The sequence below is a fragment of the Catenibacterium sp. co_0103 genome (assembly GCF_004168205.1).
GTDB classification, from domain to species: Bacteria; Bacillota_I; Bacilli_A; order Erysipelotrichales; family Coprobacillaceae; genus Catenibacterium; species Catenibacterium mitsuoka_A.
The window spans coordinates 1-26,782 of record NZ_RCYB01000030.1 but is presented as its reverse complement, the minus strand read 5'-3'; the positions used below and the strand labels follow the sequence as shown (position 1 = coordinate 26,782).

24 protein-coding genes are annotated in these 26,782 nt (G+C 34.5%); 21 read left to right on the top strand and 3 right to left on the bottom strand.

Annotation, left to right across the window (positions count from 1 at the left end):
• Window positions 1-159: 159 nt before the first annotated feature.
• Window positions 160-900, bottom strand: coding sequence for a YebC/PmpR family DNA-binding transcriptional regulator (locus tag EAI80_RS06715; RefSeq protein ID WP_022424669.1), 741 nt, complete (start codon window positions 898-900; stop codon window positions 160-162).
• A gap of 117 nt (window positions 901-1,017) precedes the next feature.
• Between EAI80_RS06715 and EAI80_RS06710 the strand changes: the two genes are divergently transcribed.
• From EAI80_RS06710 to EAI80_RS06675, 8 genes are all read left to right on the top strand, one after another.
• Window positions 1,018-2,127, top strand: coding sequence for an aminoacetone oxidase family FAD-binding enzyme (locus tag EAI80_RS06710; protein ID WP_129981426.1), 1,110 nt, complete (start codon window positions 1,018-1,020; stop codon window positions 2,125-2,127).
• 128 nt (window positions 2,128-2,255) lie between these two features.
• Window positions 2,256-3,398 carry an ABC transporter substrate-binding protein gene (locus tag EAI80_RS06705; RefSeq protein ID WP_129981425.1) on the top strand — a complete coding sequence of 381 codons (1,143 nt, stop codon included), beginning with the start codon at window positions 2,256-2,258 and terminating at the stop codon, window positions 3,396-3,398.
• Window positions 3,399-3,462: 64 nt separating this feature from the next.
• A complete protein-coding gene (locus EAI80_RS06700; protein ID WP_129981428.1) occupies window positions 3,463-4,332 on the top strand; it encodes a branched-chain amino acid ABC transporter permease in 870 nt (289 codons plus the stop codon).
• A 3-nt stretch (window positions 4,333-4,335) separates the two neighbouring features.
• Window positions 4,336-5,283, top strand: coding sequence for a branched-chain amino acid ABC transporter permease (locus EAI80_RS06695; RefSeq protein ID WP_129981424.1), 948 nt, complete (start codon window positions 4,336-4,338; stop codon window positions 5,281-5,283).
• Window positions 5,280-6,056 (top strand): ABC transporter ATP-binding protein, encoded by a 777-nt coding sequence (locus tag EAI80_RS06690; RefSeq protein ID WP_129981423.1) that lies wholly within the window; start codon window positions 5,280-5,282, stop codon window positions 6,054-6,056. Before EAI80_RS06695 ends, EAI80_RS06690 begins: the two co-directional genes overlap by 4 nt.
• A gap of 2 nt (window positions 6,057-6,058) precedes the next feature.
• The gene (locus tag EAI80_RS06685; RefSeq protein ID WP_022424674.1) at window positions 6,059-6,766 is read left to right on the top strand and encodes an ABC transporter ATP-binding protein; all 708 of its coding nucleotides are present in this window, start codon (window positions 6,059-6,061) and stop codon (window positions 6,764-6,766) included.
• 307 nt (window positions 6,767-7,073) lie between these two features.
• Entirely contained in the window at window positions 7,074-8,513 is a 1,440-nt protein-coding gene (locus tag EAI80_RS06680) for a C40 family peptidase (RefSeq protein WP_129981422.1), read from the top strand.
• A 66-nt stretch (window positions 8,514-8,579) separates the two neighbouring features.
• Entirely contained in the window at window positions 8,580-10,052 is a 1,473-nt protein-coding gene (locus EAI80_RS06675) for an NAD(P)H-hydrate dehydratase (protein WP_129981421.1), read from the top strand.
• A gap of 14 nt (window positions 10,053-10,066) precedes the next feature.
• Here the strand turns inward: EAI80_RS06675 and pgeF are convergent, their stop codons facing one another.
• Entirely contained in the window at window positions 10,067-10,828 is a 762-nt protein-coding gene (pgeF, locus tag EAI80_RS06670; protein WP_129981420.1) for a peptidoglycan editing factor PgeF, read from the bottom strand.
• Window positions 10,825-12,465 (bottom strand): NFACT RNA binding domain-containing protein, encoded by a 1,641-nt coding sequence (locus tag EAI80_RS06665; protein ID WP_129981419.1) that lies wholly within the window; start codon window positions 12,463-12,465, stop codon window positions 10,825-10,827. The genes pgeF and EAI80_RS06665 overlap by 4 nt, the downstream gene beginning before the upstream one ends.
• A gap of 91 nt (window positions 12,466-12,556) precedes the next feature.
• On the opposite strand from EAI80_RS06665, the gene gmk reads away from it, so the two are divergent.
• The 13 genes from gmk (at window position 12,557) to EAI80_RS06600 (ending at window position 26,445) form a co-directional block, all read left to right on the top strand.
• Entirely contained in the window at window positions 12,557-13,120 is a 564-nt protein-coding gene (gene gmk, locus EAI80_RS06660; RefSeq protein ID WP_129981418.1) for a guanylate kinase, read from the top strand.
• 37 nt (window positions 13,121-13,157) lie between these two features.
• A complete protein-coding gene (priA, locus tag EAI80_RS06655; RefSeq protein WP_129981417.1) occupies window positions 13,158-15,344 on the top strand; it encodes a primosomal protein N' in 2,187 nt (728 codons plus the stop codon).
• Complete coding sequence (gene rsmB, locus EAI80_RS06650; protein ID WP_238634477.1) at window positions 15,301-16,590, top strand: 16S rRNA (cytosine(967)-C(5))-methyltransferase RsmB; 1,290 nt, start codon at window positions 15,301-15,303, stop codon at window positions 16,588-16,590. The genes priA and rsmB overlap by 44 nt, the downstream gene beginning before the upstream one ends.
• Window positions 16,590-17,618: a 23S rRNA (adenine(2503)-C(2))-methyltransferase RlmN gene (rlmN, locus tag EAI80_RS06645; protein ID WP_117459345.1), complete on the top strand. Its 1,029-nt coding sequence runs from the start codon at window positions 16,590-16,592 to the stop codon at window positions 17,616-17,618. Before rsmB ends, rlmN begins: the two co-directional genes overlap by 1 nt.
• 1 nt (window position 17,619) lies before the next feature.
• On the top strand, window positions 17,620-18,348 hold the full coding sequence (locus tag EAI80_RS06640) for a Stp1/IreP family PP2C-type Ser/Thr phosphatase (RefSeq protein WP_161220289.1): 729 nt from the start codon (window positions 17,620-17,622) through the stop codon (window positions 18,346-18,348).
• Window position 18,349: 1 nt separating this feature from the next.
• Window positions 18,350-20,155 (top strand): Stk1 family PASTA domain-containing Ser/Thr kinase, encoded by a 1,806-nt coding sequence (gene pknB / locus EAI80_RS06635; protein ID WP_129981415.1) that lies wholly within the window; start codon window positions 18,350-18,352, stop codon window positions 20,153-20,155.
• A 14-nt stretch (window positions 20,156-20,169) separates the two neighbouring features.
• On the top strand, window positions 20,170-21,036 hold the full coding sequence (gene rsgA / locus EAI80_RS06630) for a ribosome small subunit-dependent GTPase A (RefSeq protein ID WP_129981414.1): 867 nt from the start codon (window positions 20,170-20,172) through the stop codon (window positions 21,034-21,036).
• The gene (rpe, locus tag EAI80_RS06625; protein ID WP_129981413.1) at window positions 21,029-21,673 is read left to right on the top strand and encodes a ribulose-phosphate 3-epimerase; all 645 of its coding nucleotides are present in this window, start codon (window positions 21,029-21,031) and stop codon (window positions 21,671-21,673) included. Before rsgA ends, rpe begins: the two co-directional genes overlap by 8 nt.
• Window positions 21,670-22,281 carry a thiamine diphosphokinase gene (locus tag EAI80_RS06620; protein ID WP_129981412.1) on the top strand — a complete coding sequence of 204 codons (612 nt, stop codon included), beginning with the start codon at window positions 21,670-21,672 and terminating at the stop codon, window positions 22,279-22,281. Before rpe ends, EAI80_RS06620 begins: the two co-directional genes overlap by 4 nt.
• Window positions 22,271-23,626 (top strand): MATE family efflux transporter, encoded by a 1,356-nt coding sequence (locus EAI80_RS06615; RefSeq protein WP_129981411.1) that lies wholly within the window; start codon window positions 22,271-22,273, stop codon window positions 23,624-23,626. The genes EAI80_RS06620 and EAI80_RS06615 overlap by 11 nt, the downstream gene beginning before the upstream one ends.
• 65 nt (window positions 23,627-23,691) lie before the next feature.
• Complete coding sequence (locus EAI80_RS06610; RefSeq protein WP_129981410.1) at window positions 23,692-24,420, top strand: GTP pyrophosphokinase family protein; 729 nt, start codon at window positions 23,692-23,694, stop codon at window positions 24,418-24,420.
• Window positions 24,421-24,655: 235 nt separating this feature from the next.
• Window positions 24,656-24,922: a hypothetical protein gene (locus EAI80_RS06605; RefSeq protein WP_129981409.1), complete on the top strand. Its 267-nt coding sequence runs from the start codon at window positions 24,656-24,658 to the stop codon at window positions 24,920-24,922.
• Between the two features lie 140 nt (window positions 24,923-25,062).
• Window positions 25,063-26,445, top strand: a complete 1,383-nt coding sequence (locus tag EAI80_RS06600) for a transglutaminase-like domain-containing protein (protein WP_129981408.1) — start codon at window positions 25,063-25,065, stop codon at window positions 26,443-26,445.
• The last annotated feature ends 337 nt before the right edge of the window (window positions 26,446-26,782 follow it).

Genomic DNA, 26,782 nt, shown 5'->3' with positions numbered 1-26,782 from the left:
GGAGCCACAGTGTGACCCCCACAGATTTAAAGGTGCTGTTTCCAAGACCCCCAAATATTTAGAGCGAAGGTCTGACCCCCACAAAAATTAAAGACCCTAAATAATACAGATACGGTTCATAAGAACCGTATTTTTTTGCGAAAAAAAGAATAGCTCTCGCTATTCTTCTTCACCATCATCATAGTTAGAAACGTTGTGATAAACCTGGTCAACATCATCACAGTCATTAAGAAGATTCATTAGTCTTTCAAATAAAACCATATCTTCACCTTCAAGTTCAACTGTTTCCTGTGGTTTAGTCTGGATTTCGTCAACATCAAATTCAACATCAGGAAGCTTATTTTCAATAGCTGTCTTGATTGCGTTATAATCAGTTGGTTCACCAGTAATCTTTAAGCTGCCATCTTCTAAAGTTTCGATATCTTTAGGATCAACTTCGCCTTCGATTAATGCATCAATTGCAGTTTCTTCGTCCATTCCTTTGAACTGAACAACAGATTCTACATCATATAAATAAGATACTGAACCTTCAGCACCAAGCTTAGCTTTTGATTTAGTGAATGCAGGACGTACCTGTGAAATAGTACGGTTGATGTTATCTGTTAAACATTTAACAATAACAGTTGATCCTGAAGGACCAAAACCTTCAAACTGTACACTTTCATAATCTTCTACAGCACCGTTCTTAACTTTATCAATCGCACGCTTGATAACGTCTCCAGGAACCTGATCTTTCTTTGCTTTTTCAATTAATCTTCTAAGGCTTAGATTACCGTCCGGTTCAGGGCCGCCTGCCTTCGCTGCTAAATAGATTTCTTTACCATAGTAAGAATAAAGTTTAGTTTTCTTAGCAGCAGTCTTTGCCATTGCGGCTTTACGTACTTCATGAGCTCTACCCATAATCTAATTCCTCCTTGTAAATTTCCTTACACATTATAAACACAAAGACTAATTATTTCAATAAAGAATTGGAAAATACACTGGAAATGCATTACTATTGTATCGAGGTGTATAAAAATGAAAAAGAAAATGATTATTATTGGGGGAGGTATATCAGGTATATATCTTTCTATTTTATTGAAAAAATATCTAGATATGGATGTGGTTGTACTTGAAGCCAATGACAAACCATTAAAGAAACTTTTAGCTACAGGCAATGGGCGTTGTAATCTTTCTAACAAGGATCTAGACAAGGCACATTATGATGGAGACATCAAACCGTGGGTAAATGATATCATTCATGATTTTGATATAGTAGAAGCACTTAAGGATATTGGCTTATATACTAAATATATGGGAAATCTCTTATATCCATATAGTGAGTCAGCAAAAGCTGTACAGACATTATTTTTAAATAGAGCGGAAGAATATGGCGTAAAGATTATATGTGATGAAGAAGTATTGTCAATTAAAAAGAGTAAGCATGGTTATTTTATTCATGCAGCGCATCAAGATTATCTAGCAGATTATGTCACTATTGCCTGTGGTACTCCTGCTGGTAAATTATCAGGTATGAAAGAAAGACGTACTTTATTTAACTCACTTAAAGTTGATTATCGCCCTATGAGACCAACTATTACTCAGTTAATTACGACTCCTGCTTATAAGAAATTAAAGGGTGTTAGAATGAAGGGAGAATTTACTCTAAATGGACATACAGAAAAAGGAGAACTTCTTTTTACTGATTATGGTATTAGTGGAATTGCAGTAATGGTCTTAAGCCGCTATGCCCGTCCTGGAGATAGGATACTATGTGATTTCTATCCTGAGTTTACTGATCAGGAGTTATATTCTATTATTCGTACACTACAAACAATGAGTGGCCCTTATGATGGTTTAGTTCATCCAAAATTAGTTCCAATACTAGAAAATCAGAAGAACCCGGTTTCTTTCCTAAAACATTTAGAATTGACTGTCAAAGAGCTAAGAGGTGAAGAATTTGCCCAGGCAGATCTTGGGGGATTGATGATTTCTAATTTTAATGAATCTTTTGAATTCATCAGCTACCCTCATCTTTATGCGACAGGTGAAATATTAGACATTACTGGAGATTGTGGCGGATATAACATTCATTTTGCCTTAGCAAGCGCTTATTCAGTATTTAAAGAAGTTTCAAAAACAATATAATAAATTAGGAAAAAGGTAAATAAAATCAAAATTATTTGTATTGTTATAAAAATAGTGCTGAAATTATATTGACAAACCCAAATGAGATTGTATAATAGGGAGCATATACAAATCGGGAGGGATAATGTATGAAATTAAAAACAATCGTGACAGCTGGTGCAGTCGCAGCAATGTTAGTAGGTTGTAGTAATGGGAATTCATCTACAACAGATATCAAAGCACCTAAATTTGGTTTTATCGGCCCACTAAGTGGTGAAGCTTCTCAGTATGGTACAGCCGTAAAGAATGCTATGAAGATGGCTATTAATGATTATAACAAGAAACATGGCACTAAGATTACAGGCGTTTACTATGATGATAAGGCTGATCCAACTACAGCCGTAAATGACTATAACAAGCTTTATAATGATGATAAGGTCACTGCAGTTCTTTCACCAGTAACAACTGGTTCTGCACTTTCAGTAGCAAGTGCTTCAAGCAAGAACAATACACCAATTCTTTCACCATCTGCTTCAGGTGATAAATTCACTATGAATGGTAAAACAGCTTATAAGAACGTATTCAGAATCTGTACAAATGACTCTTATGCTGGTACTTACTTAGCTAAACAGTCTAAAGCTAAATATGATTTCAAGAACGTAGCAGTTCTTTACAACAAGGAATCTGATTATTCTACAGGTGTTGCAGCTGCTTATAAAGCTGAAGCTAAGAAGCAGGGTGTTAATGTTTCATTCTATGAAGCATATAATGCAAATACTAAAGATTTCTCAACATTCATTTCTAAGATCAAACAGGCTAATCCTGATGCTGTTTTCTTACCAGATTACTATGAATCAGTTGTATCTATCACTAAACAGTTAAGAGACTCTGGCGTTAAGGCTCCAATATTTGGTGCTGATGGCTGGGATGGTGTTCTTGGTGTTAAGGGTGTTAACACTGCAGACTTTGAAAACTGCTTCTTCACAAGTGGTTACAACAAAGATGCAACTAGCGGTCCTGCACATGAATTCGTAAAAGCTTATGAAAAAGAATATGGAACAACTCCAAGTATGTTTGCTGGTATGGCTTATGATACAGTTACTGTTATGATGAAAGCTATCAACAAAGCTAAATCAACTGATCCTGAAAAGGTAAATGCTGCATTAGAAAAGGTCAAAGTATCTGATGATGAAGCAGTTTGTGGTGGATTCACTTATGATAAGAACCACAACCCTGTTAAGGAATTAAATATCGTTACTATCAAGAACGGTCAGTATGTAACTGCAAAATAACGATGAATAAAGGAGAGTTCATCTCTCCTTATTTTTTTATTTTTAGAGGGGAGAAGTAATTATGATTAACTTTATCAACCAAATCATCAACGGACTCTCGACTGGGAGTATGTATGCTTTAGTTGCAATTGGTTATACAATGGTTTATGGTATTGCGAAAATGATCAACTTTGCCCATGGTGATATCATCATGGCAGGGGCTTATTTCGCATTAATCGCGATGGGTTTTGTAGGACCTATTCCAGCAATCTTGTTTTCTATAGTTGCCACTGCAGCTTTAGGTGTTTTAACAGAAAAAGTAGCTTATAAACCTTTAAGAGGTAAAGGTTCACTTGAAGTATTGATCACTGCCATTGGTGTCAGCTACTTATTAGAAAATGTATTCTTATTAATTTTTGGTAGTGCGGCTCGTACATTCCCACAGATTATGCCAAAGGGTACAATTAATCTCGGTGGTATTTCTATTAAATATATTACTGTTATTACTCTTGTGGTAACAGCTGTATGTACTGCTGTTCTGTTATTCTTTATTAATAAGACAAAACTAGGAAAAGCAATGCGTGCTGTATCAGAAGACCAGGGTGCAGCCCAGTTAATGGGTATTAATGTAAATACAACAGTATCTCTTACATTTGCGATTGGTTCAGGACTTGGTGCTATTGCAGGTGTTATTTATGGATGTGCTTATTCATTAATTACTCCATATATCGGTTTAATGTTAGGTATTAAAGCATTTATCGCAGCTGTACTTGGCGGTATTGGTAGTGTACCAGGAGCTATGGTAGGTGGTTTAATGCTTGGTGTTGCAGAATCACTTACTATTGCATATATCTCATCAGATTTCTCTGATGCGGTTGTATTTGGTATTCTTATTCTTGTCTTATTAGTTAAGCCGGCAGGCTTATTTGGTAAGAATGTAAGAGAGAAGGTGTAGTCTATGGAAAAACTATTAAAAAACGAACTATTCAGATCATTTATTGTTTCAATTGTGATCTTTGCGGTATTGATGATAGGAACAGCTACATCTGTTATTAACTCTTATTGGCAGGGTGTATTAATTCTTTGTGGTATTAATATTATCCTCGCTGTATCACTTAACTTAGCAGCTGGTTATTTAGGTCAGCTTACTTTAGGACATGCTGGTTTCATGTCAGTAGGTGCTTATACATCAGCTTTAATTAGTATTTATTTAAATCTTCCATTTATTGTATCATTACTTATTGGTGCGATTGCAGCTGGTATTATTGGTTTAATTATCGGTATTCCAGTATTAAGATTAAAAGGTGACTATCTTTGTATTATCACTCTTGCTTTCAATGAAATCATCCGTGTTATTATGAATAACCTTGAAATCACTAATGGTGCAAAAGGTTTAATTGGTATTCCTATGAATACAAATCTTGTTTATGTCTTTATCGCAATGATTATCACAATCTTTGTCGTATATTCAATTGTGAAATCTAGACATGGACGTGCCATCATCTCAATTCGTGAAGATGAAACAGCATCAGAATTATCCGGTATTGATGTTGGTTATTATAAAGTATTTGCCTTTGCAGTCAGTGCTATTTTTGCAGGACTTGCAGGAGGCTTATATGCACATTATTATACAGTTATCCTTCCTAAAGGATTTGACTTCAACAAATCAGTTGAAATTCTAGTTATGGTAGTACTTGGTGGTATGGGTAACTTAAAAGGCTCTATTATTGCAGCTATAGTGCTTACTATAATTCCAGAATTATTGATCTCATTCTCACAGTATAGAATGTTGTTATATGCAATTGTATTAATTGCCGCTATGATTTTAAAAGGAACTGGTAAAGGCGAACAGATCATGGAACGTCTTCCATTCTTTAAAAAGAAAGATGAGGTGAAGCCAGAATGAGTACACCATTATTAAAAGCAGAAGGTCTTGGTATTCAGTTTGGTGGATTAAAGGCCGTAGATGAATTTGACTTTGAAATCGATAAGAACCAGTTATTTGGTTTAATTGGTCCAAATGGTGCAGGTAAAACAACTGTCTTCAACCTATTAACAGGTGTTTATCAGCCAACAAGTGGTCGTATCCTTTTTGAAGGACATCCTATTAAAAAAGCGAATACAATTAAGCTTACTAAAGCTGGTATCGCTAGAACATTCCAAAATATTCGTTTATTCAAGGAAATGAGTGTTATTGATAATGTAAAAGTAGGACTACATTATTCCCATCCTTACACTGTCTTTGATGCATTATTCCATACACCTAAATATAAGAAGTCTGAAGTTGCTATGCAGGAAGAGGCTTTATCATTATTGCGTGTTTTCCATCTAGAAGAATTTGCACAATCAAAGGCAAAGAACCTTCCTTATGGTAAACAGAGAAAGCTTGAAATTGCGAGAGCACTTGCGACTGCACCTAAGCTATTATTATTAGATGAACCTGCTGCAGGTATGAACCCTACAGAAACAGCTGAATTAATGGAAACTATTAAGATTGTAAGAGAAAAGTTCTCAGTCGCAATTCTTCTTATTGAACATGATATGAAGTTGGTTATGGGTATCTGTGAAAAGATTGCAGTATTAAACTTTGGTACAGTACTTGCTTTTGGTACACCTGAAGAAATTAGAAACAACCCTGATGTTGTAGCTGCCTACTTAGGCAATGAAGAGGAGGGCTAAAGATGTTATTAGAAGTTAAGGATCTTGAAGTACATTATGGTGTCATTAATGCGATTAAGAAGATTTCATTTAATGTAGAAGAAGGTGAAATCGTTGCACTTATTGGTGCCAATGGTGCAGGTAAAACAAGTACAATGCATGCCATCTCTGGCTTATTAAATGGTAAGAGTGGTGATATTATCTTTAATGGTGAAAACATCATGAAGACTCCTGCTCATAAGATTGTCTCTAAAGGTCTAGCACAGGTTCCTGAAGGACGTCGTATCTTTGCCCAGTTAAGTGTTGCTGATAACCTAGAAATGGGTGCTTATCTTCGTAATGATGCAGATGGTATTAAGAATGACCTTGAACATATTTATACATTATTCCCACGTTTAAGAGAAAGAAAGAAACAGTTAGCTGGTACATTATCTGGTGGTGAGCAGCAGATGCTTGCAATGGGCCGTGCTTTGATGTCTAAACCAAAACTATTACTATTAGACGAACCATCAATGGGTCTTTCTCCAATTCTTGTCAATGAAATCTTTGATATCATTAAAGAAGTTAATGAAAAAGAAGGCGTTACTATCCTTCTTGTAGAACAGAATGCGAATAAAGCACTTTCTATCGCAGATCATGCTTATGTACTTGAAACAGGTAATATTACTGTATCAGGTGAAGCGAATGATGTTGCAAATAACCCACGTGTTAGAGAAGCATATCTTGGCTAATAAGTTCTCCTTAGGGAGGACTTTTTTAATATAGGTAACAATGTTGTTATTTACTCTGTGTACACTTATTGAAATAATCAGAATATATATGTTTGATAAATTAGGATTCTAAAAAATCACCAAGAAAATATATGCTAAAGACCAAAAAGTCATTATTTTTTATTAATTATTAATAAAATCTTAAACGTAAAAACACTGATATATACTATATAAAATATAAAATCTTAAAAATATCTTAAGAAAATGGTGGACACATATATGGCATAGTGTTATAATCGCAATTGTCGAAAAGAAAAGGAGAATAACTATGACTCAAAATGCGCCCGTAACTCTTCATGCAATTGTAGATAGAATTAAAACTCAGAAAACAATATTATTACCTGCATTCGCAATCTCTGCATTTGCGCTAGTAGGTTATGCAGCGGCTGACCGTCAGGCACCTGTTATTCATTCAAATAAAATTGTTGTTCCTTATGGAACATACTTAAATGCTTCAGACTTTGAAATCACAGATAATCGTGATAATTTAGATATCATGGATGTTTCTATTAAGTCAGGAACATATGAAGCAAAACAGTTAGGTACTTATCGTGTTACAGTGACTGTTACTGATACATTCCAGAATACAACTGATAAAGAAGTTGAAGTACAGGTTATTGATAATGAAGCTCCTGTTATTGCTTCACGTACTGAAGGTGGATATATTGCTGATGTAGAAGCCAATGGTTCTAATAACTTATTAGATTACGTGAAAGCAACAGATAATGTTGATGGTGATGTCAGTGAATTCATCACTTTCGAAGGTAGTATTGACACAACTGTAATCGGGGAACAGAAGGTTGTGGCTCATGTAGAAGATAACGCCGGCAATGTGGCTGAAAAAACATTATCATTTAATATTAAGGATTCTGTTGCACCAACATTAACTCAAAAAACACAGTCTTTTGATGTAAACTATGGTGATACATTTAATCCTGCAGATTATTTTGATGTATCTGATAACTTTGATCCTTCACCAGTATTAACTGTTAAAGGTGATATTGATACAAAGAAATTAAACAGTGAACAGAAAGCAATAATCATTGCGACTGATAACAGTGGCAATGAAACTAAACAGGAATGTACATTTAATATTAAGGATATCAGAGGTCCTGAAATTAAATTGAATACAAATAAAGTATCTATTACTGAAGGCACTTCAGTAAACTGGAATTCTTTACTTGGATCTGCTATTGATAATTTAGATGGTGATGTTACTAAGACTGTAGGTATTAGTGGGAATGTTGATGTAAACAATGAAGGTAACTATACAGCTACTTATACTGCAACAGATAAGACTGGTAATACAACTGTAGTGAATATACCAGTAGAAGTTAAATCTAGAAATGCAGCTCTTATTCAGACTGCTTTAGGTAAGATTGGATGTCGTTATAGAATGGGTGCTGTAGGACCTAATATCTTTGACTGTTCAAGCTTTACTAGATGGGTATATAGACAAAATGGACGTTCTTTAAGTGGTACAGCTGCTGTACAGTTCAATAGTACTCAAAGAGTAGATAGAAACGCATTAAAACCTGGTGATCTTGTATTCTTTAAGAACACATATAAGAAAGGTATCTCTCACGTAGGTATTTATCTAGGTGGAGGCAGATTCGTACATGCTGCCAATGAAAAGAAGGGTGTTATCACATCTTCTCTAGGTGAATCTTATTATGCTGCGCATTATGCAGGTGGAGGAAGAGTATAATCTTTAAGGAAATCGATTTCGATTTCCTTTTTTTATGGTAGAATAGTTAAGAAGGGAGTGTTATATATGTATATAGGAACACAGGATTTATTAAAACAATACGATGCTTATTTATTGGAACATGGATATCAAATAGAAGAACTTGTTAATCTTGCAAGTGATGCATTACTCAATCATTTCACAAAATATAATAGATTTGCGATTCTTATTGGACCAGGTAATAATGGTGCAGATGGTTATTCTTTAGGATTAAAACTAGAAAAACTAAGAAAGCATGTCATTTATTATTATAGTGGAGATATAGGAAAGGTATCACAGGCCAATCGTTATTATCGTGATCAATGTGAAGAGAATCATTTGATCTATGTAGATGAAGATAATATTAATACAATTAATTGGAATGATTATGATTGTATTGTAGATGGGTTATTTGGATTTGGCTTAAATAGTGCACCTAGAGGGATGTATAAAATCATTATAGAATCAATTATGAATCATTATAATGGAACTATTGGGGCAATTGATATTCCTACAGGACTTGATTGTAATACAGGTAAAGCCTACGATGGTGCTTTAAAGGCTGACTTTACAGTCACCTTAACTGCTTTAAAACAAGGATTCTTAGATCCTCGTTCATTAGAATATACAGGTAAAGTCATTCTAGAAACATTAGCTGTTAAGGATTGTTTTAAAGAAGCAGGGTTATTTGAATATGTAGGAGAGGACTACGCAAAGGAACATTTAAGAAAACGAGTTTATAATGGTTATAAGAATATTTATGGTGTAGATGGCTTAATTGTAGGGAGTAATCAATATACAGGTGCACCATTACTTGCCACTAAAGCAGCCTATTATACAGGTGCAGGTATAGTAAAGACTATTACTTCAGAAAAAGTCACATCTCTTTTACCTCTTTATATACCTGAAGCGATTCCTGTATTAAGACCACAGATCTTCCGTTATGATGATTTTGATGGCTATGATGCATTATTAGTAGGATGTGGATTAGGTCTAGAGGAAAGAGCTTTTAGAGCTGTAATAGATATTATGACTGCTTCTATCTGTCCGCTTGTAATTGATGCAGATGCACTTACAATTCTATCTAGAAATATGCACTTACTAGAAAAACAAGACCGTTCAGTGATCCTTACGCCACATATTGGTGAATTCAAACGTTTATGTCATGTAGAAGACTATCCTGACTTAATGCTTGCCGCACAAAGTTTTGCATCACAATATCATTGCATACTTGTCTTAAAAGGACCTCATACTATTGTGACTGATGGCAAATCATCTTATCGTATTGCATCTGGTAATAAGGCGATGGCAGTAGGTGGTATGGGTGATACACTTGCAGGTATTATTACTTCATTATTAGGACAGGGTTATGAACCACTGGAAGCAGCAATACTAGGTGTTTATATTCATGGACGTGCTGGAGATGAAGTTGCAAAGCAGGCATATACAGTTATACCTGAAAAACTTATTGAAGAAATTCCTCATACAATGGCACTGCTTATTGGTGAAATAGAAAAATAGCTGGAATAATCCAGCTATTTTTTTAGTCTGATAATAGAAATATTACGATTTTTAGTATGTGTCTTACGATAACTGAAGAATAAGTCATCATTCTCCATTGTACAATAAGGACTGACTTCAATATGCTCCTCTAATACATCACAATTTAATAATTGTTGCTTGATGAGTCCTTTTGAATTAAGAAGATAATGTGTCTCATCTTTTTTAGTATAGAAAGATGATGTATCAAAGCTCATCTTCTTTACACAATCAATAATATCATCCATGGCTTCAAAGTTTCGTGCTTCAATAGAAGGTCCTACATAAGCATATATAGTACTAGGGTCACAGCCTTCATCTTCAATTAAGTGACGTGTCACCTTACCTACAATCTCAGTCACTGTTCCTTTCCATCCTGAGTGAATGGCAGCAATTAAATGCTGGTTCTCACAATATAAGAGAACAGGACAGCAGTCTGCATGGAAAGTAAATAGAGTCAAGTCTGTATCTCTAGTATATAATGCATCAAAACCTAAATAAGCATCCTTCTGACTATAAATCCCCTTACCACCATCTTTTTTATTCACACTTAAATAATGTGTTGTATGACGCTGTAAAGGTGCGACCATATGATCAAGATCTGTACCAAGCATTTTGGCTAGTTCTTTACGGTTTTCTAGTACCTGCTTGTCATCTATTCCATTATAACTCATATTAAATAGCTTTCCATCAATATGAGCTGGTACAGTATAGCCTTCTACTATATCATTATTAAACTTCCAAGGTATTAATTTCATCTTGCATCCTCCACTTTCTCTAACTCATCATAGAAAGAATCATCAGGATCAATATAAATAGTCTTATAATGTCCTAAAAGAACTAAACCTGGCTTATTTGTATGAGGCTTCTTTAAGTTTTTTACTAAACAATAATTCACTGGAACACTTGAACTATATTTACCCTTAGAAAAATATGCTGCAATATTTGCGGCGAGTCTCATTGTATACTCATCCAAGTTTTCTGCATGCACAATAATATGGGAACCAGGCATATCCTTCACATGGAACCACATATCATTACGTGATGCCATTTTAAATGTTAGATAATCATTCTGTAAGTTATTCTTACCTACATAAATAATAATACCATCACGTGTACGATAAACATCATAATGAGGATGTGTTTTCTTCTTTAACTTCTTTACATTCTTCTTACGAATATAACCCATGTTTTCAAGTTCTTCCTTGATTTCCATAGCATCGTAATAATCCGCATTATCCATCAAGGTATTTAAAGTATCAAAGTAATTGATTTCTTCTTTTGTCTTTTCAATCTGTTCCTCTAGAACCTTTAAAGAATTCTTTGCCTTCTGATACTTATTATAATAATGATTCGCGTTTGTTTTGCCATCAAAACGCTCATCTAATTCAATTGTCATCTTTGTGCCATCATAATAGTTATCTACAGTCACTTCTTTCATCCCTTTTTGAATAAGATGTAAAGAAGCATACAATAAATCACCCTTAATACGATATTCATCACTATTATGAGAATCAAATAAAGTCTTTTCTAGTTTATCTAGCTTATTGACATTCTTTGTATATTCTTTCTGAATAAAATGAAGAATATCAGAAGTCTGCTGTTTAATACGATCCTTCTGATCAATAAATTGATAATAAGCATCTAATCCATCAAAAAGAGAATACTGATCTATCTTCTTTCCAAAACAATGTAAAGGAATCACATGATACTTTTCTTTATCATCTCTAGTAATATAGAGTTCTTTACTCTCTTTGATTTCATTCATAATAGTTTTGAAATCTTCACCCTGTTCCATTCTTGAAGCTATTTCCTCAGCTAAATCCTTAGAGAATCCTTCAAACTCTTTCACAAGATTTGTTGTTTCAGGTCTATTTTCAAAAGGATTCTTCTTCTCAAGTAGAGGAGGGTAGCTATAAGTAATCCCCGGCTGCATAATACGTATACTATCACTTGGCGATACTCTCTTTAAACATTCTAGTATCTTATCTTCTTTATTAGTAAGAATAAAGTTAGAATGCTTACCCATGATTTCTATATAGAGATGGTACTCTACAAGATCCTTGAATTCATTTCTACCTCTTAAAGTAATCTTTAATATACGGTCAAGCCCTACCTGTTCAATACGCTCAATAAACGAACCTTCAATATGTTTTCTTAAAAACATTGTGAGAGCGTTAGGAAAATCAGGTGTAGGATAATTTAATTGTGTTAACTGAACACGTGCGTACATTGGATGAATAGAAACAAGAAGTTTCTTATTCTCATTCTGTGCACGAACAGTCATTAATAATTCGTATTTCGATATCTGATATAATTTTGAAATACGTCCTGTCACAATTGTTTCATTTAATAATTCTGTAACACGTGACAATACAATTCCATCAAATGCCATATTCATCACCCGACTTAGTATAACACATTTAAAAGTGTTTGACATCACTGTTTTATTCATGTAGGATTACTTAAAAAGGGGATGTAGATAAGTGAAAAGAGGCCTTCTAATTATCCTGAGTGGACCTAGCGGCGTAGGCAAAGGAACAGTCAGAGAACAACTATTTAAAGAAGAATCATTAAACCTTGCATATTCTATTTCAATGACTACACGTTATAAGAGACCTGGCGAAAAAGAAGGGATCGATTATTTCTTTGTAGACGTTGATACATTCAAGAAAAAGATTGAGCAGGGTGAATTACTAGAATACGCACAGTTTGTAGGTAATTATTATGGAACACCTAAAGCCTATGTAGATCAGCTATTAGATGAAGGTAAGAATGTTGTATTAGAGATTGAAGTACAGGGTGCACTTCAGGTTATGAAGAAAGTACCAGATGCTCTTACAATCTTCTTAGTACCACCTTCAATGGAAGAATTAGAAAAACGTATTCGTGGACGTAGAACAGAAGCTGAAGATGTTATTAAAGAACGTCTTGATAAAGCAAGAAGAGAAATTGCGACAAAAGATCAGTATAAGCATGTAGTGGTGAACGATGATGTTATGCATGCGAAAGATGATATTGTCAAGATTATCGAAGAGAACATGAAGTAGCCATCTGGCTGCTTTTTCTTTTTTAGGAGGTGATTTTATGTTTAAAGTAGAAGTACTTATAGAACATCCTGTTCAGGCATTAGACCGTGGCTTTTCTTATTTATCTAAGAAACCTATTTTGACAGGAATACGTGTTCAAGTGCCTTTTAATCATCGACAGGTTGTTGGTTATGTATTATCTGTAGAAGAAGTTGATTTAACCCAAAAAGAATTAGAAGAAAGAGATGGCTTTAAGTATTCTTATATTTATTCAGTCATCGATGAAGCTCCTCTATTAAATAATGAACTCATTACACTGGCTCATCGTATGTCAAAGATGACAATATGCCCACTTATTGCCTGTTTCCAAGCTATGCTTCCTGGCACTTTAAAGCCATCTACTCATAAGATGGTTGGTATTAAAACAATTACATGTGTAAGAGTCATTAATACTGGAACACCTAAAACAACTAAACAGCAAGAAGCATTCCGTCTATTAGTAGAAAAGGGAGAAATGTTTCTTAAGGATATCCCTTATTCTAGAAGTGTCATTACTTCTCTAGAAAAGCAGGGTCTTGTTGAAGTATATAATAAAGAAGTACAACGTGATCCTTATGCAGGTAATAACTTAAAGATTAATAATAAGATTACTTTAACCCCACTTCAAACAAGTGTAGTGGAAGGGGTATTAGAAACATCTCAAATGATTTCACTCATTCATGGTGTGACTGGTTCAGGTAAAACAGAAGTCTATATTGCCTTAACTAAAAAAATGTTAGAAGAAAATAAGACAGTATTGATGCTTGTACCTGAAATATCTCTTACACCAATGATGGAACGTGTCTTTAAAGAACGTTTTCATGATGAAGTTGCAATTATCCATTCACGTTTATCTCAAGGTGAAAAGTATGATGAATATCGTCGTATTAAAAAAGGTGAAGCCCGTATTGTAGTGGGGGCTCGTTCTGCAATTTTTGCGCCTGTAGAAAATCTTGGTCTTATTATTATGGATGAAGAACATGATATGAGCTATAAGCAGGATAATACACCACGCTATCATACTCTATCTATTGCGAAGATGCGTGCAGAGAAAAATCATGCAAAGATTGTCTTAGGTAGTGCGACACCTTCAGTAGAAACATATGCCCGTGCTAAAAAGGGAATATATAGCCTATTTGAGATGAAACAAAGAATTAATGGTAAACCTCTCCCTTATTGTGAGGTTGTAGATATGGGCAATGAATCCCGTTCAGGTAACTATTCACTTATGTCTAGAAGAATGAAACAGAGATTACAAGAAACGCTGGATAAAAAAGAACAGGCAATGATTCTCTTAAATAAGAGAGGTTATGCATCTTTTATTAAATGTGAATCATGTAATGAACCAATACGCTGTCCTCATTGTGATGTCACACTTACTTATCATAAAGCTGAAAATAGACTCAAATGTCATTTGTGTGAATATTTTATTCCTACACCTCGTACTTGTCCAAACTGTGGAAGTACGCATCTTAAAAAGATTGGTTATGGAACACAGAAAATAGAAGAAGAATTAAAAAAACAGTATCCTGAAGCACATATCATTCGCTTTGACTTTGATACAACACGTAATAAGAATACCCATTTAAAACTCTTAAAAGATTTTGAAGAACATAAAGCAGATATTATGCTAGGTACACAGATGATTGCGAAAGGACTTGATTTCTCTAATGTCACATTTGTAGGTGTACTCATGGCTGATTTATCTTTAATGGTACCTGACTTTAGAGCCTCTGAACGTACATTCCAGCTACTTTGTCAGGTGGCAGGAAGAAGCGGTCGAGGAGAAAAACAGGGAACAGTTATGATCCAGACATTCAATCCAGAACATTATGCAATTAAAGCAGCAGTCAAGCAGGATTATGATGCTTTCTTTAAAGAAGAGATAGCATTTAGAAAGAAAGCCAAATATCCACCATATTGTCATTTAGTCTCTGTTATAGTACAATCACGCTCACCTAAGAATGTTCATTCTATTGCCTTAGATATCAGTCAATACTTAAAAGATCATCTAGAAAAAGTTCGTATCATTGGACCACAGTCTACCTTTAAGATGCAGGATATCTATCGTGAAAGAATTCTTATTAAATATATAGAATCGAAGCCTATCTATGAACAATTAAGTATCATTGATGACTATTATAACCGTACAAGAAAAGGAGGTGTTATTGTGGCATGCGACTTTAACCCGTATTCCACATATTAATATGAAAGAAAGAGATACAGCATTAGATATACTTATTGATTATGAAAAGAATGAAAGTTATTTAAATATTACTTTAAACCATACTCTTACAAAAGACTTCTCACCATCAGAAAGAGGACTTATTACAACATTGGTCTATGGAACTATTCAGAATCGTTTGTATTTAGAATATCAATTAGAACCACATATCCATACACGTTTAAAAGTAGTAGAAAGAATGCTTCTATTAATGAGTCTCTATCAGCATTTTTATCTAGATACACCAGATTATGCAATTGTCAATGAAGCAGTAGATATTATCAAGGAAAGAAGAAATAAAAGAGCAGGTGGCATGATTAATGCGATTCTCCATAGCTGTTTTAATCAAACAAGATCTTTAGATGATTTAGATCATGATGAACGTCTATCTATTTCTACAAGTCATCCTTTATGGATGGTTAAAATGTTGAAGGCCCAATATGGCATTAAAACAACGGAAAAGATTCTTCATGCAGATAATGAAGTACCTTTAAAAAGTGGTCGTGTGAATACTTATAAGATATCACGTGAGGAATTCTTAAAGAAATATCCAGAATTCACTCCGGGTTATTTATCACCAGATAGTGTCTTATTAAAAGAAGGTAATATCGCTCATACTGAAGCTTTTAAAGAAGGGTTAGTGACGATTCAGGATGAATCATCACAGATGGTTGCTCGTTTACTTAATCCAAATGAAGATGATCTTGTCTTAGATATGTGTGGTGCCCCTGGATCTAAAACAACTCACCTTGGCACTTTGATGAATAATAAAGGCACCCTGGATGTCTATGACCTTTATCCTCATAAAGCAAAACTCATTAAAGACAATGCCCAAAGACTTGGATTGACTAATATTCATGTGCATACTGGAGACAGTACAGACCTCTCAATATTTAATAAACAGTATACAAAAATACTTCTAGATGGACCTTGTTCTGGTCTTGGAGTACTCTCTAGAAAGCCTGAAATTAAGTATCATGACTCTAGTGCAATGGATGAAATCATTCCTATTCAAGCAAAATTACTAGAAAATGCATATTCTTTATGTATAAAAGGTGGTAATATAGTGTATAGTACGTGCACTATAAATAAAAAAGAAAACGAAAAACAGATTGAAAAATTCATAAAGAAGCATCCCGATATGCATGTGGTAGAAGAACGTACTATACTTCCATATGAATATCATAGTGATGGCTTTTATATGTGTCTGTTAGAAAAGGATGTATGATGAAATCAATTTATGACTTAACACTCGAACAATTAAAAGAAGAACTAAAAGCACTTGGACAAAAACCATTCCGTGCCAAGCAGATTTATGAATGGATTTATGTAAAGAATGTCTATGATTTTCATCAGATGACAAATCTTTCTAAAGAACTTCAAGAAACACTTTCCAATCATTTCAGTGATGCACTTTTAACTATTAAAGAAAAACAGGTTGCTCGTGATGGAACAACTAAATATCTTCTAGAATTAGAAGATGGAGGACTCATTGAAACAGTATTAATGATTCAGACTTATGGTCGTTCATTATGTGTTACAAGCCAGTTAGGCTGTAATATGGGCTGTTCATTTTGTGCATCTGGATTATTAAAGAAACAGCGTAACTTAACAAGTGGTGAAATTGTGAAACAGGTCTTGACTGTTATGAATGATTTAAAGGAAAGAGTGACTCATGTAGTTGTGATGGGTACAGGTGAACCATTTGATAACTATGATGAAGTGATGAACTTTATCTATACAGTGAATGAACCTCATGGTCTAGCGATTGGTGCAAGACACCTTACTATTTCTACATGTGGTTTAATTCCTGGAATTGAACGTTTCTCTCATGAACCAATCCAGGTTAACTTAGCTATTAGCTTACATGCACCTAATGATGAAATTCGTAATGAACTCATGCCAATCAACAAACGTTACAATATGGATGACTTAAGAGATGCCATCAAGACATATATTGAACGTACAAACCGCCGTGTTACTCTTGAATATATTTTATTGAAGGATGTCAATGATGATATCAAGTATGCGCGTCAGTTAGCCCATTATCTTCGTGGATTAAATGTTTATGTGAACTTAATTCCTTATAACCCTGTTGATGAACATGGCTATAAGCAGTCTTTAGGTCATACAATTACTGCATTCAAGGATGAACTTATTCGTTTACATATTAATTGTACATTAAGAAAAGAACATGGCCGTGATATTGATGGTGCATGTGGACAGTTACGTGCAAAAAGAGAGAAAGGGGCATAATATGGTTATCTCCGCGATGACTGATATCGGAATAAAAAGATCAGTCAATCAAGATAGAGCAGTTTATAAAATCAAAGACCATGAAATCGTTGGTGTATTATGTGATGGAATGGGGGGTCATCTTGCAGGTGATGTTGCAAGTACTCTTGTAAGTAATTATATTATTGATCATTTTTTTGATCATTCACCTTTTATTAATGATGAATCTATTCATGCCTGGATTTCTTCTTTATTATTAACCGCAAATGATTTATTAAATAAAGAAAGTGATATGCATAGTGAATATGCAGGTATGGGTACGACAATTGTCATCTGTTATATGGATGGAAAGAATACCTATATTTCTCATGTAGGAGATAGTAGAGCTTATTTATATAGTGATACTTTAAAACAAATCACGACAGATGATACTTTTGTGAATGAATTACTTAAAAGAGGTATAATTAATCAAGAAGAAGCTTCTCATCATCCCAAAAGAAATGTATTAGTGCAGGCGATTGGTATTAAAGAAGCTTTACGTGTTTCTTTTTATAAGATTGAAGAAGATTATCGTGCAATATTGCTCTGTTCAGATGGATTATATAATTCACTCTCATCTCAACAGATTGAAGATATCTTAAAAGAAGATGAATCAGTCAATCATAAAACAGAAAGACTCATTCAATCAGCCAATGAATTTGGTGGATTAGATAATATTGGTGTTTTATTAATTGAGAAGGGAGAATCATAAGATGAGTGAAAAAGGACGTATTCTTGCTGACCGCTATGAATTAAAAGAATTAATTGGCCAAGGCGGTATGGCAGATGTCTATCTTGCATATGATGATATATTAAAAAGAGAAGTGGCTGTAAAAATACTTCGTTCTTCCTTGACAGGAGATCCTATTTACATTACGCGTTTCCATCGTGAAGCACGTGCGGCAGCTGCATTATGTCATCGTAATATTGTAGAAATCTATGATGTAGGTGAAGAAGATGATCTTTACTATATTGTCATGGAATATGTACGTGGTCAGACTTTAAAAGAATTAATTAATAAGCGTGGTGCACTTCATTATGTAGAAGCAGTAGACATTATGAAGCAGGTTGTATCAGCCACTGCACTTGCCCATTCTATGGGTATTGTTCATCGTGACTTAAAGCCTCAGAATATTCTTGTCACTGATTCTGGAATTGTGAAAATTGCGGATTTTGGGATTGCCTCTATCCAGTCTTTATCACAGGTGACTCAGACAGATACAATCATGGGGTCACTTCACTATCTTGCACCAGAAATCGCAAGAGGTGAAAAGGCGACACCACAAAGTGATATTTATGCATTAGGTGTTGTATTTTATGAATTATTAAGAGGAGATGTTCCTTTTAATGGAGAATCTCCAGTGAATATCGCTTTGAAACATATGCGTGATGAAATACCATCAGTACGTGAATATAATCCAGCGATTCCTCAGTCTGTAGAAAATATTATTATTAAAGCGACTGCAAAGAATACAAACAATCGTTATCAGTGTGCTGACGATATGTTAGATGATTTAGAAACTTGCTTAGAACGTTTAGATGAACCTAAATTAAGCTTTGATCAAGTGAATAATGATCCAACAATCATTGCGACTGATTCTCAGTTTTTTACTAAAACAGCACCTTTAGATCTTGAAGAAACAAAAACAGAAATAGAAGAAATTGAACCAGAAGAAGAAAAGATAAAAGAACCAATGGATAAGAAAAAAAGAATTGCGATAGGTGTGGCCATTGGGGCAGTTATCGTATGTCTTGCGATTGTAGCAGGCTTCTTCTTATTTAGTGGTAATCAAGATGGGACAATGATGGATCTAGTTGGTAAGACTGAAAAAGAAGCCAAAGCCTTATTAATTGATAAAGGTTATAAGGTGTCTGATGAAGTTGATTATGAACTGAGTGATAAGTATGAAAAAGGACTTGTTATTGCGACAGATCCAGAAGCAGGACATACCATCAATGAAGGAGATACAGTAACATTTACTATCTCTAAGGGTAAATATATTGTCATGAAGGACTATACAGGTATCTCTTACAATTCAGCTTATAATGAATTAACAAAGCTTGGCTATAAGGTTAGAAAGTATGAAAAGTCTGATGATGATTATAAAGAAGGTGTCGTTATTGGACAGTCTATTTCTGAAGGTGAAAAACAGGATCCTAATGAAAAAGGCAAAATCATTACTTTAACAGTATCTAAAGGTGTCAGCATTACTGTACCATCATTATATGGTCAGAATATCAATGCAGCGAAATCTACATTAGAAAGTCAGGGATTTACTAATGTGAAACTATCTGTATTACCATCACCTACTGATACTGCAACAATTAACTCAATGTCTATTAATACAGTTGTAAAACAGTCAGTTGCACCATATACTCAGGTAAATAGTAAAGGGACTGAGATTATCTTATATTATTATGATAAGAAACCAACCCCTGCAACCCCTACAACCCCTACAACACCAACACAACCTGACTTACCAGAAAATGATGATGACGATACAACTACAACTGAATAAGAATAGGAGATTATATGCCTAAAGGTCAGATTATAAAAGTCCTTGCAGGATTCTACTATGTCGATACAGGTAAGAAGGTTGTTAGCTGCAGGGCACGTGGTAAATTTAGAAACAGAGGTCAGAAGCCTCTCGTAGGAGACTTCTGTAGCTTCCAGGAAGAAAAAGATGGTTCTGGTTATATTCTTACACTAGAAAAAAGACATAACCAATTGGAAAGACCTCCTATCTGTAATGTAGATCAGGCACTTCTTGTATTCTCTATTGCCCAGCCAGATTTTGATCAGATGCTTCTAGATCAATTTCTCGCGATGGTTGAATATGAGAAGATTAAACCAATCATCATTATCACAAAGATAGATCTTAATAGAGAACTTATTCCTGTAATAAAAAAGAAGTACAATGCCTATGATCTTTACTTTGTATCAAGTAAAGAAAATGAAGGCATCGAAGAGATTAAACCAATCCTTAAAAACCGTGTAACAGTCGTTACAGGGCAGAGTGGGGTAGGTAAATCAAGTCTTCTCAATGCCTTAAACATTGAACTTAATATTGAAACAAATGAAATTTCTCAAGCATTAGGAAGAGGAAAACATACTACAAGACATGTTGAACTTATTCCTATGTATGGTGGCTATATTGCAGATACTCCAGGTTTTTCATCATTAGAACTTAAAATGGATCCTGTAGAACTTGCAGTCACTTATCATGATTTTAGAGAATTGTCACATCATTGTAAATTTAGAGGATGTCTTCATGATAGTGAACCACATTGTGCTGTTAAAGAAGCAGTAGAAGCAGGAGAAATTGATGAAACAAGATATGTTGATTACCTGCAGTTATTAAAGCAGGTTAAAGAAAGGAAAGATAAACGATATGGTTAAAATTGCACCTTCAGTATTATCCGCAGATTTTGCGCATCTTAAAGAAGATATTGATACAATCTATGATGGAGGAAAATCATGGATTCATTATGATGTTATGGATGGACACTTTGTCCCTAATATTTCATTTGGTTACAGCATTCTTAGTAATTTACGTGCTGTGACTGATTTATTCATTGATGTACATTTAATGATCACTGATCCAGGTCAGTATTTAGATGAATTCATCAATGCAGGTGCAGACCTCATTACATTCCATATTGAAGCTGTATCAAGCATGCAGGAAGCACGTGTACTTATTCAGCGTATTCATGATGCAGGATGTCTTGCATCAATATCTATTAAACCAGGTACTGATGTGGAAGCAATCAAACCATTCTTAGATGATTTAGATATGGTTCTTGTCATGAGTGTTGAACCAGGATTTGGCGGCCAGTCATTCAATCCTGCAGCCTTAGATAAGATCACTGAACTCAAAGAAATCAGAAATGGCAGACGCTACCTCATTGAAGTAGATGGTGGTATCAATGCGAATACAGCCAACCTATGCCGTGGGGCTGGGGCAGATGTTCTAGTGGCTGGAAGCTATGTCTTCAAAGCAGAAAATAGACAGGAAGCTATTGACTCACTCAAATGAAAATAGGCTTATATGCAAGCATGAATAATGGGGATGTCTTTAATAAAGACATCCCTTATATTGCAGTTGATGGTGGTTTAGAACATCTACACCGTCAATCAATTAAACCATTATGTGCTATTGGAGACTTTGATTCTCTAGAACATAAAGAATACTTAGAAGGATTAGAAGTACTTACTTTTCCTACTCATAAGGATGAAACAGATACAGAACTTGCTATTAGTGAAGCACTCGATAGAGGTTATGATGAAATAGATCTTTATGGTGTTATTGGTGGTCGTATTGATCATTTTTTAGGTGTACTCATCTATCTTAGACAACATCCAGATATTAAAATCACTTTATATGATGATATAAATAGAATATACCTCTTACCTAAAGGTAAGCATCAAATAGGCTGTACTAATTATAAGTACTTCTCATGCTTTACTGAAAAGACTTGTGCTCTCACATTAAAGAATTGTGATTATCCCCTTGATGGTTATATATTGGAACCTCATGATCCACTATGTATTTCTAATCAATGTCATGGTATTCTAACAATTGAAAATAGTGAAGATTTAATATTCATTGAATCACAAAGAATAGGAGGTACATATGGAGAATAAGGATTTTCTTGCGACTGAACCAGTAGGTAAATTACTCAGACAACTTGCCTTACCAACAGTCATTGCGCAATTAATCAACATGCTTTACAACATTGTAGACCGTATGTTTATAGGTCATATTCCTCAAACAGGTGCTCTTGCCTTAACAGGTGTTGGTGTCTGTATGCCGTTAATTATGATTGTGACAGCCTTTGCCTCATTGGTTGGTAATGGTGGTGCACCACGTGCGTCTATTTATATGGGTCAGGGTAATAATGATTATGCTGAAAAGATATTAGGTAATTGTTTTATTACGCAGATTATCGTTTCTATCGTACTTACACTTATTCTATTTTTTGGAAATCGTACCTTCTTACTTGCTTTTGGCGCAAGCAGTAATACAATTACCTATGCCGTAGATTATATGAATATCTATGCGATGGGAACACTATTTGTACAATTAACATTGGGAATGAATATGTTTATTACAGCCCAGGGATTTGCGAAAAACGGAATGATTTCAGTTGTCATTGGTGCATTATGTAATGTTATCTTAGATCCTATTTTGATCTTTGGATTCAATTTAGGTGTCAAAGGTGCGGCTCTTGCGACAATCATCTCACAGGGATGTTCATGTCTCTATGTTCTTCGCTTCTTGTTTGGTAAAAAGACAAAACTTAAAATAAAAAAGAAAAACTTATCTTTAAATCACTCAGTCATCTTACCTTGTCTCGCTTTAGGTCTTTCTACTTTTGTGATGCAATCAAGTGAGAGTGTCATCCAGGTCTGCTTCAATTCTTCTTTATTAAAATATGGGGGAGATATAGCAGTAGGGGCAATGACTATATTGACTAGTGTTATGCAGTTTGCGATGCTTCCTTTACAGGGATTAGGACAGGGGGCACAACCTATTATCAGCTACAACTATGGGGCTAAGAATAGAGAACGTGTTCAAAAGACATTTAAATTATTATTAAAAGTCAGTCTAGTATTCTCAATATGTATCTGGCTTCTTATTCAGATCTTCCCACAGATGTTTGTAGGACTCTTTACAAATGCACAAGAACTCTCACTCTTTACCACTCAAGCACTTAGAATTTATATGGCAGTCGTAGGACTCTTTGGAATACAGATTGCCTGTCAGATGACATTTGTGGCTTTAGGTAATGCGAAAGCATCAGTTATTGTGGCAGTTACTAGAAAATTTATTCTTTTAATCCCACTTATTTATATTATGCCAGCATTACTTGTAGATAAGACAACAGCTGTTTATTTGGCTGAACCGGTGGCAGACATTCTTGCAATCACATTTACAGTATTATTGTTTAGAAAACAATTTAAGAAAGCTTTGGATCAAATGAACTGAGGTTTCTCAGTTCATTTTTTATAGAAATAGATTATAATGAAATAGATTGAAAGAAGGATGAATATATGAGGAATCTAGAAGATATAAAAAGAAGTGGATTTAAAATCATTGAACAAAAAAGAGAAGAATTTATGAAACAAAGTATCCTCTCTGATGAATTTTTAGATTTATTGGATAAGAATAAGAAACCATTCGATTTATTGATGTCTTATTATCGTTGTGCGGTAATGGAGATAGAAACAAAGTTCAGAGTATTAGATCAGGAGTACTCTTTAGAATATGATGGTAATCCCATTGAAAGTATTAAGTCACGTATTAAATCATATGATAGTATTGCGAGAAAAGTAAGACGCAAGAATATTCCAATGACTATGGAATCATTAGAGGAAAATATAAGAGATATTGCAGGAGTCAGAGTTGTTTGTTCATTTCCTGAAGATATTTATGAACTTGCAGATAGCTTCTTAAGACAGGATGATATTACTTTGATTGAGATGAAGGATTATATTAAAAATCCTAAACCTAGTGGTTATCGTAGTTTGCACTTAATTGTGCAGGTACCAATCTTTTTGCAGAAGACAAAGAAGTATGTTTATGTAGAAGTACAGCTTCGTACTATTGCGATGGACTTCTGGGCAAGTTTGGAACATAAATTACGCTATAAGAAGAATATTCCTGAAGATGAAGCAAAGCTTATTGCTCAGGAACTTTATGACTGTTCAGTAGAAAGTGCTAAATTAGATGAACGTATGCAGAAGATACGTTCAATGATGAATAAAGGAGAATCTGAATAGATTCTTTTTTGTTGAAGGAAATGAAACTTTAATATGTTGTAAACACGGCATTTTATTTTGCCTTTGTTGTCAAACAGTATTATATATAATCAAAAAATAAGGTAATAGATACTACGCAATTATATGATAATAATCATTCAGTGGTCTTGTTGACTTATCAGCCTATCATGTGCACTCAACATCGTAACAAGGCGATAGATGATGTTTCTACAGGATATCATTGGAGAACGAGAAAATGTATTATAAAATACAGCAAGTTATTTGCATACATGCTATAATTTTACTATATTTTGAAAAAAAGATTACAGATGAGTTTTTTGAAATATATAAAAGAAGTTCGAAAACAAAGCTTATGAGTCAGACGGAATTTGCGAAAGCATTATGTGTATCATACTCAATTGTCAGTAGGCGAGGAATAGGATTATTCTGCTTTGAGCATGCTATTGATTTTAGTGACTTCAGGAATAAATTATGGATTGAGAGTGATCTGGGGATTACTTAACAGCCAGCCTTACTGTAGCAGCTAATAACATCACTCATGTAAATATGGAGGCAGTCTTTACATTGACAGATATGCTATTCAAGTCAGCTTAGTTCATTGGTTTTGAAAACGAACGGTAATATAAATTGGAGGTATAACTCATGTATCAGGATTTATCTTTTATGAATGTTCCGCTTCCAGAGGACGTTCTGAAATTAAAAATTTATGGTGATTATGCTGGAGCCCAGAAAATGATTCGTTATTTTCTAGAAGAGAAGGATATTCCACAGGCTCTTAGAAAACGTCTAGAAATCGAACAGGAAGTCATTGGCGTTATGGGTGGTAATGAGTATCCTTTTACTTATGATGAAGCATTGGAGATTATGATGATTCATCTACGTGATTTCAAAAAAGAAGAGTTAGATCATTTAAAAGAAATCAGTGCAGCAGATTGGATTTATATTGATGGCGAGGTACATTTTCAGCGTCGATTCTATGAAAATCTCATTAAGACTCGTCCAGATTACGCAAAGCGTGTCATTGCAGAAAATCCAGAGGATGAAAAGCAAAATAATCTAAATCAGAATCTACTTAACGAAAATATACATTACATGAAGGAATATGGTGGAAGAACTGTACACACTCGTATACGTTCAACAATAAAAGCTAAGAAAGAATTCGAAGAGGTAGGACGCAAGGTTCGCGTATATCTTCCGATTCCTAAGGTATATGAGCAGGTTTCTAATGTAGAGATTCATGCATCTAATCCAGAGATTACATATATAGCACCTGTTGATGCACCACAGAGAACAGTGTATTTTGAGACTGAACTGAAAGAGAATCAGGAGTTTATGGTAGATTATTCATTTGACTACCATGTAGATTATGTAGAGTTAGATCCTGCCAAGGTATCTGAAGAACAGCCAGATTTCTATCTGGAAGAGCAGGCACCACATATCGTATTCACTCCTTACTTAAGAGAACTAAGAGATGAGCTTGCAGGAGATGAGACAAATCCAATTATTTTAGCGCGTCGATTCTATGATTTTGTGACAACAAAAGTGATGTATTCTTTCATGAGAGAATATTTCACAATTGAATGTATTCCAGAATACTGTGCAATCAACCTAAAAGGTGATTGTGGTGTACAGGCATTATTATTTATCACACTTTGCCGCATGTCTCAAATTCCAGCACGCTGGCAGTCAGGTCTATATGTGACGAAGTATTATACAGGATGCCATGATTGGGCACAATTCTATGTAGCACCTTATGGATGGGTATTTGCAGATCTTTCCTTTGGTGGCAGTGCATGGCGTGAAGGAGACAAAGAGCGTTGGAACTATTACTTTGGTAATCTGGATATTTTCCGTATGCCAGCGAACTCTGAAATTCAAAAAGAATTCATGCCAGAGAAAAAATGGCTTCGCATCGATCCGATTGATAATCAGAGAGGAGAATTTGAGTACGAGGATCATGGTCTTCGTTTCTCGCAGGTGAATGTATCTCAGGAACTTATTTCTATGGAAGATATTGAAAAATAAATTATAATAAGTCTCATTGTTAGAAACAGAAATGTTTGAAGAGTGCTAAGGATAAAATAAAAATGTAGGTAAAAGACAACATAAGAATGTTGGAAAACCTACATAATTATTTTGTCCTTTTTCATTTTATTGATATTATCTTACCGGAGGTAATATCGATGAATTCAAATGATTTTTATCAGCTAGCAGCTGAACTTAATGTAATGGATTTTACTAAAAGTAAACCAAACTATGCAGATCTTGCCAGAAAGTATGGCGTTGATTACAGAACAGTGAAGAAGTATCACGAAGGCTACAAGGGAAAGCCTAGAAACAGGGCAAAGCCAAGCAGGCTTGA

Coding starts and splice junctions, on each gene's coding strand:
- EAI80_RS06705 (WP_129981425.1), top strand. CDS start 2,256: ATGAAATTAAAAACAATCGTGACAGCTGGTGCAGTCGCAGCAATGTTA.
- EAI80_RS06695 (WP_129981424.1), top strand. CDS start 4,336: ATGGAAAAACTATTAAAAAACGAACTATTCAGATCATTTATTGTTTCA.
- rlmN (WP_117459345.1), top strand. CDS start 16,590: ATGAAATCAATTTATGACTTAACACTCGAACAATTAAAAGAAGAACTA.
- EAI80_RS06685 (WP_022424674.1), top strand. CDS start 6,059: ATGTTATTAGAAGTTAAGGATCTTGAAGTACATTATGGTGTCATTAAT.
- EAI80_RS06615 (WP_129981411.1), top strand. CDS start 22,271: ATGGAGAATAAGGATTTTCTTGCGACTGAACCAGTAGGTAAATTACTC.
- pgeF (WP_129981420.1), bottom strand. CDS start 10,828: ATGAAATTAATACCTTGGAAGTTTAATAATGATATAGTAGAAGGCTAT.
- EAI80_RS06690 (WP_129981423.1), top strand. CDS start 5,280: ATGAGTACACCATTATTAAAAGCAGAAGGTCTTGGTATTCAGTTTGGT.
- EAI80_RS06680 (WP_129981422.1), top strand. CDS start 7,074: ATGACTCAAAATGCGCCCGTAACTCTTCATGCAATTGTAGATAGAATT.
- EAI80_RS06640 (WP_161220289.1), top strand. CDS start 17,620: ATGGTTATCTCCGCGATGACTGATATCGGAATAAAAAGATCAGTCAAT.
- EAI80_RS06710 (WP_129981426.1), top strand. CDS start 1,018: ATGAAAAAGAAAATGATTATTATTGGGGGAGGTATATCAGGTATATAT.
- EAI80_RS06610 (WP_129981410.1), top strand. CDS start 23,692: ATGAGGAATCTAGAAGATATAAAAAGAAGTGGATTTAAAATCATTGAA.
- rpe (WP_129981413.1), top strand. CDS start 21,029: ATGGTTAAAATTGCACCTTCAGTATTATCCGCAGATTTTGCGCATCTT.
- EAI80_RS06675 (WP_129981421.1), top strand. CDS start 8,580: ATGTATATAGGAACACAGGATTTATTAAAACAATACGATGCTTATTTA.
- EAI80_RS06600 (WP_129981408.1), top strand. CDS start 25,063: ATGTATCAGGATTTATCTTTTATGAATGTTCCGCTTCCAGAGGACGTT.
- EAI80_RS06665 (WP_129981419.1), bottom strand. CDS start 12,465: ATGGCATTTGATGGAATTGTATTGTCACGTGTTACAGAATTATTAAAT.
- EAI80_RS06605 (WP_129981409.1), top strand. CDS start 24,656: ATGTATTATAAAATACAGCAAGTTATTTGCATACATGCTATAATTTTA.
- EAI80_RS06715 (WP_022424669.1), bottom strand. CDS start 900: ATGGGTAGAGCTCATGAAGTACGTAAAGCCGCAATGGCAAAGACTGCT.
- rsgA (WP_129981414.1), top strand. CDS start 20,170: ATGCCTAAAGGTCAGATTATAAAAGTCCTTGCAGGATTCTACTATGTC.
- priA (WP_129981417.1), top strand. CDS start 13,158: ATGTTTAAAGTAGAAGTACTTATAGAACATCCTGTTCAGGCATTAGAC.
- pknB (WP_129981415.1), top strand. CDS start 18,350: ATGAGTGAAAAAGGACGTATTCTTGCTGACCGCTATGAATTAAAAGAA.
- EAI80_RS06620 (WP_129981412.1), top strand. CDS start 21,670: ATGAAAATAGGCTTATATGCAAGCATGAATAATGGGGATGTCTTTAAT.